The sequence below is a fragment of the Marinobacter sp. MBR-105 genome (assembly GCF_053628895.1).
Genome location: NZ_JBRJHG010000025.1, coordinates 21619 through 27689, shown reverse-complemented (window position 1 = coordinate 27689; position 6071 = coordinate 21619). Strand labels below are relative to the sequence as shown.

The following is a 6071-nucleotide window of genomic DNA, read 5'->3' as shown; positions in this document are numbered from 1 at the left end:
CCTTCAGACCCCACCTCGCGATGACGCCCTTGCCCTTCTCCTAGCCTTCGGCTCTGCGAACACCTGGCAGGAGGACTTTCACCTCCCTAGTTCTGCGCCATGCCCGGCACACACGCTTGGCTTTGCGGCGCACCGGAGCGCCAGCGCAGGTGCGTCCGACAACAGCCATTTGTTAGAGCCTTAAGGGTTCAACCATTCCCTATCAGGTGCACATATGATGCGAGCATCAATGTATGCCATTTCCATTGTTAGGACAGTTCTTACCATATACTTCCTTCTACCGGTGTCTCTCTCAACAACAAGAGCAACATCAGCAGACTGGTCATCAGTAATAGAAAGAGGCAGAAGAAGCTGAACTTTTCCGTTGTACCAATGAGGAACTGCGAGCTTGTAGTTCCGTCTCAGCCTAGCTCTCAACTGCGCAATAGCGCCTTCAATCGCATTGCGGGCAAGCTGCGGATTACCCTGTAAAACATCAGGTAAGCGATCCTCATTGTCATTGATGATGTGCTCGTACTGCACTTCAAAATCATACCGGTGATCATAAATGAGGTCAGCGGGGTCATCAGTGAAGGTGGCAATATCGGGTAGTGGCTCAAAATCTCTAACTTTGTCAGAGTAAGCATCAAAGTAGCCAAACAATGTCCAGTCAGGCTGTTGTTTTTGCTCGGCTTGGCCGTTTCGATAGAAAGTTGCGAAAATATCCTTGCCCTCTGGTGTCTGAAGCCCTGTGTTGAGGCAGGCTCGACTACCATCATCGGAATATCGAATCTTATCCTGTTCCTGAAGCCGCAAGAACGTGTAGTTCAAAAAATTCTTGAGTATGGGGTAATCCTCATTTGGCTTTTTGAACTCCGCTCTTTGAAAGTCCCACTGCTCAGGCCTTGCCTTTTCTGCTAGCTTTTTCATGGGAGTCTCCCAATTTTCCCCGGCATCTCCGCGGTATGGAAAATGGGCGAATACAGTTCGAGGATTTTGGTCCCGATAGCGCTTCATCAAACTTTCGTATGGCAAACTTTTTCTCCTGTTTTCTTCTCTAACGCCCTGGCTTTGCGGCGTGCCGGAGCGCCAGCGCAGGCGCGTCCGACAACAGCCACTGGTTAAATGCTTGCATGCGCATAGTCATGCGCATAATATCAGACCGTGTATTCTAAACCTTCTCGGAGGCCCTCATGGCCGAACTCTATAATTCAGCCGCCCCCAAAAAAGCAGCGAACCTCTCTATCAACAGTGATCTGTTGCGTAAAACCCGGGAACTGAACATTAACTTGTCTGCCACCCTGGAACGCGCTCTGAAAGAAGAGCTTTCGAAACGCGAAGCCGCACAATGGGTTGAAAAAAATCGGGCTGCGATAAAAAGTTACAACGATTTCGTTGAACAACATGGATGCTTCGGCGACGAATTCCGGGAGTTCTGATGGCGCAGTTCGATGTGTACCCCAACCCAAGCAAAACCAGCAAGGCTCAGTACCCTTACCTAGTGGATATTCAGAGCAGCCTCCTGAGCGATTTGGCAACTCGCATTGTTATCCCTTTGGGCAAACGTTCTGCCTTCGGTGGCGAAGCCATGCAAGGGCTCACTCCGGAAATCAGCTTTGCCGACCAGGAGCTGTTACTGTTAACTCCTCAAGTTTCCTCAGTGCCCGAAAAACACCTCAAGAGTCCCATTGGCTCCCTCTCACACTTCAGAGACCAGATTGTTGGAGCTCTGGACCTGGCTATCACCGGCATTTAACGCCCGGCTCACGCGCCGGTTTGGAGCCGCGAAGCGGCGGAAAATCGGTCGCTGTGCAGCCGATTGTTAAATCTTTTTCTGTACGGTATCCTGAACAGGAACAACATCCTGTACAGGAGCAACCATATGGATGCTATTAGCTACACAGCCGCTAGAACCAATCTAGCAAAAACCATGGAGCAGGTCTGTGAAGACCATTCTCCAGTGATCATCACCCGGAGCAAATCCCAGTCCGTGGTCATGATCTCCCTTGAGGACTACGAAGCACTGCAGGAAACTGCATACCTTCTTCGGGCGCCAAAGAACGCCCGTCGTTTGGTGGAATCCGTCGCCGAGCTGGAGCAAGGCGGTGGTCAGGAAAAGGAACTTCTTGAATGAAACTGATCTTCTCCGAGAACGCCTGGGAAGACTATCTGTACTGGCAAAAAACCGACAAAAAGATCCTTAATCGAATCAATAAGCTCATCAAGGAGACCAAGCGAGAACCGTTTGAAGGCGTCGGTAAACCCGAGCCCCTCAAACACAGTCTCGCCGGTTATTGGTCCCGCCGAATCAACGAGGAACACCGAATCGTTTACAAGGTCACGGATGACGCTTTGCTTATCGCCCAGCTCCGGTATCACTACTGATTTAACAGCTAATTATACGAACTCGTTCGTATAACACGCATTCGTATAACTCCAAAACTCTCGGCCCGCTCAAACCCCAGCTTCACCTATAAAATCAGCAGATTACCTGAACCCACCACGGCTACCGCCGGAGTTATACGCCCGTGTTCGAGCCACCCCTGCTCCATGTTGGGGGCGTATAACTCCGCCCGCCCTGTTTTTCCTTTTCAAACTTATCAGAAGGTTAGCAACAATTTCCGGAGCCTGCCCGGGGTTTTGCGAACGCGTTCGTATAACTCCGGTTTTTAGGCCGGTTTTTGCTGCAACGCGCGGCCCAGGGAATGGAAATAGGTTCGGAAGGCGGCGTTTATCCGGTCGCGCTGTTCGCCCTGTGGATATAGCCCCAGGCGGGCTTCTTCGCTCTCTTTGGTGCCTTTCACAAGAAAGGCATTCTTCACTGCAGCGTCCTGGATGAAGGCTTCGAAGGCTCGGGCACAGAGTTCTTCTGGCTGGCTGTAGTAGTGCACGCCGGCGGCCTTGTCGGCTTTTGCGGAGTTCCGGAACAGGGGGCTGGGGTTTTGGCCGCTGTCGTCCAGCAGGATGACCTGGTAGCAGGCTTGCAGGCGCTGGTTCAGGGGGTGCTGGATGGCGTCCTGGCGGGTGAGCCATTGTCGGGAGGCGAACTGGCCCCGGGGTACCTGGGGGAACAGTTTGTCGCCGATATAGTGGTCGAAGGCATGAAACCATTCGTGGGCGATGCTGCCGGGGCCGGCGTTTTTGGCCAGGGCGAAGCTGCGGGTGGCGGGGGTGTAATGGGCAGACACCCCCGGGCGGCCGCCAATGCCGTATTGCAAAGCCAAAGTGCCACGCAGGGAGATCAGGCTTTCGGTGCCGCCGAGGATGATCATCAGGTCGCACAGGGCATCGTAGAACAGGGCGGCACTGCGCTGTTTTTCAGGCTCGGTTACCCAACGGCCAATCTCGACGGATCGAAACTGGAACCGCCGGCGCACGTCTAAAAAGCTGACCGGTGCCCCGGCGCGGTGGTCGGGGCCGGTTCTGTAGAAGGGTCTGGGCATGGCGGCATTGTACGAAGGCGCGGGCGGCTTGTCTCAGTTCAGGTGCTGCCGTTGGCGGCCAGCACCCGGTTGGCGCACCCGCCGCCGGATTCCAGGTCCGCCAGGTTGCTGAGTGTTGTGTGTGCAATGCTTTCCAGGGCGTTGCGGGTGAAAAACGCCTGGTGGCCGGTGATGACCACATTCGGGAATGTGAGCAAACGGGCGAACACGTCGTCTTTCAGCACGATATTGGAGAGATCTTCGAAGAACAGGTCGCTTTCTTCCTCATACACATCCAGCCCCAGGTAGCCCACCTGGCCGGATTTCAGGCCTTCGATGATGGCGGCGGTGTCCACCATGGCGCCCCGGCTGGTGTTGATCAGCATCACACCTTTTTTCATTTTGGCCACGGCTGCGGCATCAATCAGGTGATGGGTGTCCGGGGTGAGCGGGCAATGCAGGGTCACAATGTCGGCTTCCCGGAACAGTTCGTCCAGGCTCACATATTCCGCGCCCAGCGTTTGCGCCTCCGGGTTGGCGTGCAGGTCGTAACACAGCACGCGGCAGCCGAACCCGCGCATGATGCGCACCACTTCCACACCAATCTGGCCGGTGCCCACCACACCCACGGTGCGGCCCCGCAGATCGAACCCCAGCAGGCCGTCGAGGGCAAAATTGCCATCACGAATGCGGTGGTAGGCCCGGTGGATCTGCCGGTTCAGGGTCAGGATCAGGGCAGCGGTGTGTTCGGCCACCGCATAGGGGGAATACGCCGGTACCCGTACCACGGCGATGCCCAGGCGTTCGGCGGCTTTCAGGTCGACGTTATTGAACCCGGCGCAACGCAGGGCCACGGCCCGGGTGCCGCCGGCGGCCAGCTGTTCCAGTACGTTGGCGTCCACCTGGTCGTTCACGAACACGCATACCGCGTCGAAGCCTTTGGCCAGTGCCGCAGTGGCCGCATTCAGGCGTGGTTCCAGGAACACCAGTTCATGCTGGTGGCTGGCCTGGTTCGCCTGTGCCAGGAACTGTTCGTCATAGGGCTTGGTGCTGAAAACCGCCACTTTCATGGGATTGGCCTCATCCGGTCTGGGTGGGTACGGGGTTCTTCAAACATAAATCAAATGCCCGGCGGCGAGCCACCGCAATTTTGTTCAATACCGGTTACAAGGCTCCGGGCACACTGGGCGCCTCCGTTGGTTCACAGAGTGCTGATGCTATGAGTCTGTCTATTATCCTGCCGATGTCGGCCTTCGCCCTGGTGGCTTCGGTATCGCCGGGGCCGGTCAATCTGGTGTGCCTGAGCAGTGGCACGCGCTATCCGGTGTCTCAGGGGTTGGTGTTTGTCACCGGGGCCACTCTGGGGTTTATCGCGCTGTTTATGGCGGTGGGCCTGGGCCTGAATTCGCTGTTGGAACACGCGCCCGGGTTCGAGCGCTGGTTGAGCTGGGCTGGCGTCGCCTTCCTGCTGTACTTGAGCTACCAGCTGGCCACCGCCGATGGCCATCTCAGTGAGGATGAGGCACGCCCGGCCCCCGGCTTTGTCACCGGCGCCCTGATGCAATGGTTGAACCCCAAGGCCTGGCTTGCTTCGGTGGCGGGTATCAGTGCGTTTACCGAGGGCGGCGATAGCACCCTGCTCTGGCTGTTTGCAGGGCTGTATCTGCCCATTTGCTGGCTGTCGCTGGCCAGTTGGGTGTATGTCGGGGTCGGGCTTCGCCGCCTGGTACAGCAGCCGCGAATCCTGCGCGGGTTCAACCGGGTTCTGGCGCTGTTACTTGCCGGAAGTTGCGTGTTCCTGTTGCTGGACTGAGGGCTGGCGATACTGGTTCGGGGTGGCCGCCACCACGCGTTTGAAGGTTCTCTGGAAATGCGCCTGGTCGGCAAAGCCGGCGTTGAGGGCCGCGTCGGCAATACTCACGCCGCGTTTCAGTTCGCTCTGGCCGTGCTGTATGCGGCGGTTGATCAAGTAGGCGTGGGGCGTTAACCCGTAGCTTTGCCGAAACGCCCGCACCAGATGCCCCAGGCTGTAGCGACTGAGCCGGCACAGGTCGTCCAGCGATACCTCGTCGGTACAATGGCTGTCCAGGTACTCAGCCACCGCGGCCAGGGTGCCCGAGGGTCGCGGAATGCCCCGGGCCGGCGCTTGCGCCAGGCTCTGCATCAGGTCCAGCAGATACTCGGCAACCCGGCTCTGCTTTTCCAGCAGGTCCCGGCCCGGGTCCAGCAGGCAATCGGCCATGGTGCAGTAGTCCTGGTTCTGGCGGGGGTCGGTGATCACTGCCGTGTCCAGGTCCTGCCAGTCTTCGCTGGGCAGCAGGCCCGCTTCAAATCTGAGCCGGGTCAGCCAGGCGGAATCCACATACAGCATCAGATACGCCCAGGGCTGGTTATCAATGGGATTACAGGCGTGGGGCCATTCCGGGTTCATCAACACCAGCGTGCCGGCGCTCACGTGGTACTGGTCGGTGCGGTACAGGAACGTGCTTTCACCGCCGGTGATGGCGCCGATCGACCAGTGCCGGTGGGTGTGCAGGGCATAACAGACCCCGCGCCCATCCTCGACTTTGCGCAGTTCCACATGGGGCATGCGGGCGTCGCGCCAGAAGATGGGTGTGCGAGGGTCGGTCATGGTGGTTGCCTCAAAGCGAATCGGCCAGGCCGGTGCGT

At 57.5% G+C, this 6071-nt stretch carries 9 protein-coding genes; 5 read left to right on the top strand and 4 right to left on the bottom strand.

All coding sequences use genetic code 11. The features are described 5' to 3' along the window. Positions 1-180: 180 nt before the first annotated feature. Positions 181-909 carry a DUF3825 domain-containing protein gene (locus ACSSVV_RS20015; protein WP_454106892.1) on the bottom strand — a complete coding sequence of 243 codons (729 nt, stop codon included), beginning with the start codon at positions 907-909 and terminating at the stop codon, positions 181-183. Positions 910-1172: 263 nt separating this feature from the next. Between ACSSVV_RS20015 and ACSSVV_RS20010 the strand changes: the two genes are divergently transcribed. The 4 genes from ACSSVV_RS20010 (at position 1173) to ACSSVV_RS19995 (ending at position 2364) form a co-directional block, all read left to right on the top strand. Beyond that, the gene (locus tag ACSSVV_RS20010; protein WP_113879945.1) at positions 1173-1418 is read left to right on the top strand and encodes a type II toxin-antitoxin system CcdA family antitoxin; all 246 of its coding nucleotides are present in this window, start codon (positions 1173-1175) and stop codon (positions 1416-1418) included. Beyond that, the gene (locus tag ACSSVV_RS20005; protein WP_454106891.1) at positions 1418-1735 is read left to right on the top strand and encodes a CcdB family protein; all 318 of its coding nucleotides are present in this window, start codon (positions 1418-1420) and stop codon (positions 1733-1735) included. Before ACSSVV_RS20010 ends, ACSSVV_RS20005 begins: the two co-directional genes overlap by 1 nt. A gap of 126 nt (positions 1736-1861) precedes the next feature. Next, positions 1862-2113 carry a type II toxin-antitoxin system Phd/YefM family antitoxin gene (locus ACSSVV_RS20000; RefSeq protein WP_454106890.1) on the top strand — a complete coding sequence of 84 codons (252 nt, stop codon included), beginning with the start codon at positions 1862-1864 and terminating at the stop codon, positions 2111-2113. Next, the gene (locus tag ACSSVV_RS19995; RefSeq protein WP_008938367.1) at positions 2110-2364 is read left to right on the top strand and encodes a Txe/YoeB family addiction module toxin; all 255 of its coding nucleotides are present in this window, start codon (positions 2110-2112) and stop codon (positions 2362-2364) included. The genes ACSSVV_RS20000 and ACSSVV_RS19995 overlap by 4 nt, the downstream gene beginning before the upstream one ends. Before the next feature lie 284 nt (positions 2365-2648). Here the strand turns inward: ACSSVV_RS19995 and ACSSVV_RS19990 are convergent, their stop codons facing one another. Then, entirely contained in the window at positions 2649-3422 is a 774-nt protein-coding gene (locus ACSSVV_RS19990; protein WP_454106889.1) for a CLCA_X family protein, read from the bottom strand. 38 nt (positions 3423-3460) lie between these two features. Beyond that, complete coding sequence (locus ACSSVV_RS19985; protein WP_445477029.1) at positions 3461-4471, bottom strand: 2-hydroxyacid dehydrogenase; 1011 nt, start codon at positions 4469-4471, stop codon at positions 3461-3463. A 149-nt stretch (positions 4472-4620) separates the two neighbouring features. Between ACSSVV_RS19985 and ACSSVV_RS19980 the strand changes: the two genes are divergently transcribed. Then, positions 4621-5214, top strand: a complete 594-nt coding sequence (locus ACSSVV_RS19980) for a LysE family translocator (RefSeq protein ID WP_011787255.1) — start codon at positions 4621-4623, stop codon at positions 5212-5214. Here ACSSVV_RS19980 and ACSSVV_RS19975 read toward each other — a convergent pair. Next, entirely contained in the window at positions 5176-6033 is an 858-nt protein-coding gene (locus tag ACSSVV_RS19975) for an AraC family transcriptional regulator (protein WP_454106888.1), read from the bottom strand. The genes ACSSVV_RS19980 and ACSSVV_RS19975 overlap by 39 nt on opposite strands. Positions 6034-6071 lie beyond the last annotated feature (38 nt).

Bases quoted from the DNA above. Each gene is read 5' to 3' on its own strand.
- ACSSVV_RS20015 (WP_454106892.1), bottom strand. From the start codon at position 909: ATGAAAAAGCTAGCAGAAAAGGCAAGGCCTGAGCAGTGGGACTTTCAA.
- ACSSVV_RS20010 (WP_113879945.1), top strand. From the start codon at position 1,173: ATGGCCGAACTCTATAATTCAGCCGCCCCCAAAAAAGCAGCGAACCTC.
- ACSSVV_RS20005 (WP_454106891.1), top strand. From the start codon at position 1,418: ATGGCGCAGTTCGATGTGTACCCCAACCCAAGCAAAACCAGCAAGGCT.
- ACSSVV_RS20000 (WP_454106890.1), top strand. From the start codon at position 1,862: ATGGATGCTATTAGCTACACAGCCGCTAGAACCAATCTAGCAAAAACC.
- ACSSVV_RS19995 (WP_008938367.1), top strand. From the start codon at position 2,110: ATGAAACTGATCTTCTCCGAGAACGCCTGGGAAGACTATCTGTACTGG.
- ACSSVV_RS19990 (WP_454106889.1), bottom strand. From the start codon at position 3,422: ATGCCCAGACCCTTCTACAGAACCGGCCCCGACCACCGCGCCGGGGCA.
- ACSSVV_RS19985 (WP_445477029.1), bottom strand. From the start codon at position 4,471: ATGAAAGTGGCGGTTTTCAGCACCAAGCCCTATGACGAACAGTTCCTG.
- ACSSVV_RS19980 (WP_011787255.1), top strand. From the start codon at position 4,621: ATGAGTCTGTCTATTATCCTGCCGATGTCGGCCTTCGCCCTGGTGGCT.
- ACSSVV_RS19975 (WP_454106888.1), bottom strand. From the start codon at position 6,033: ATGACCGACCCTCGCACACCCATCTTCTGGCGCGACGCCCGCATGCCC.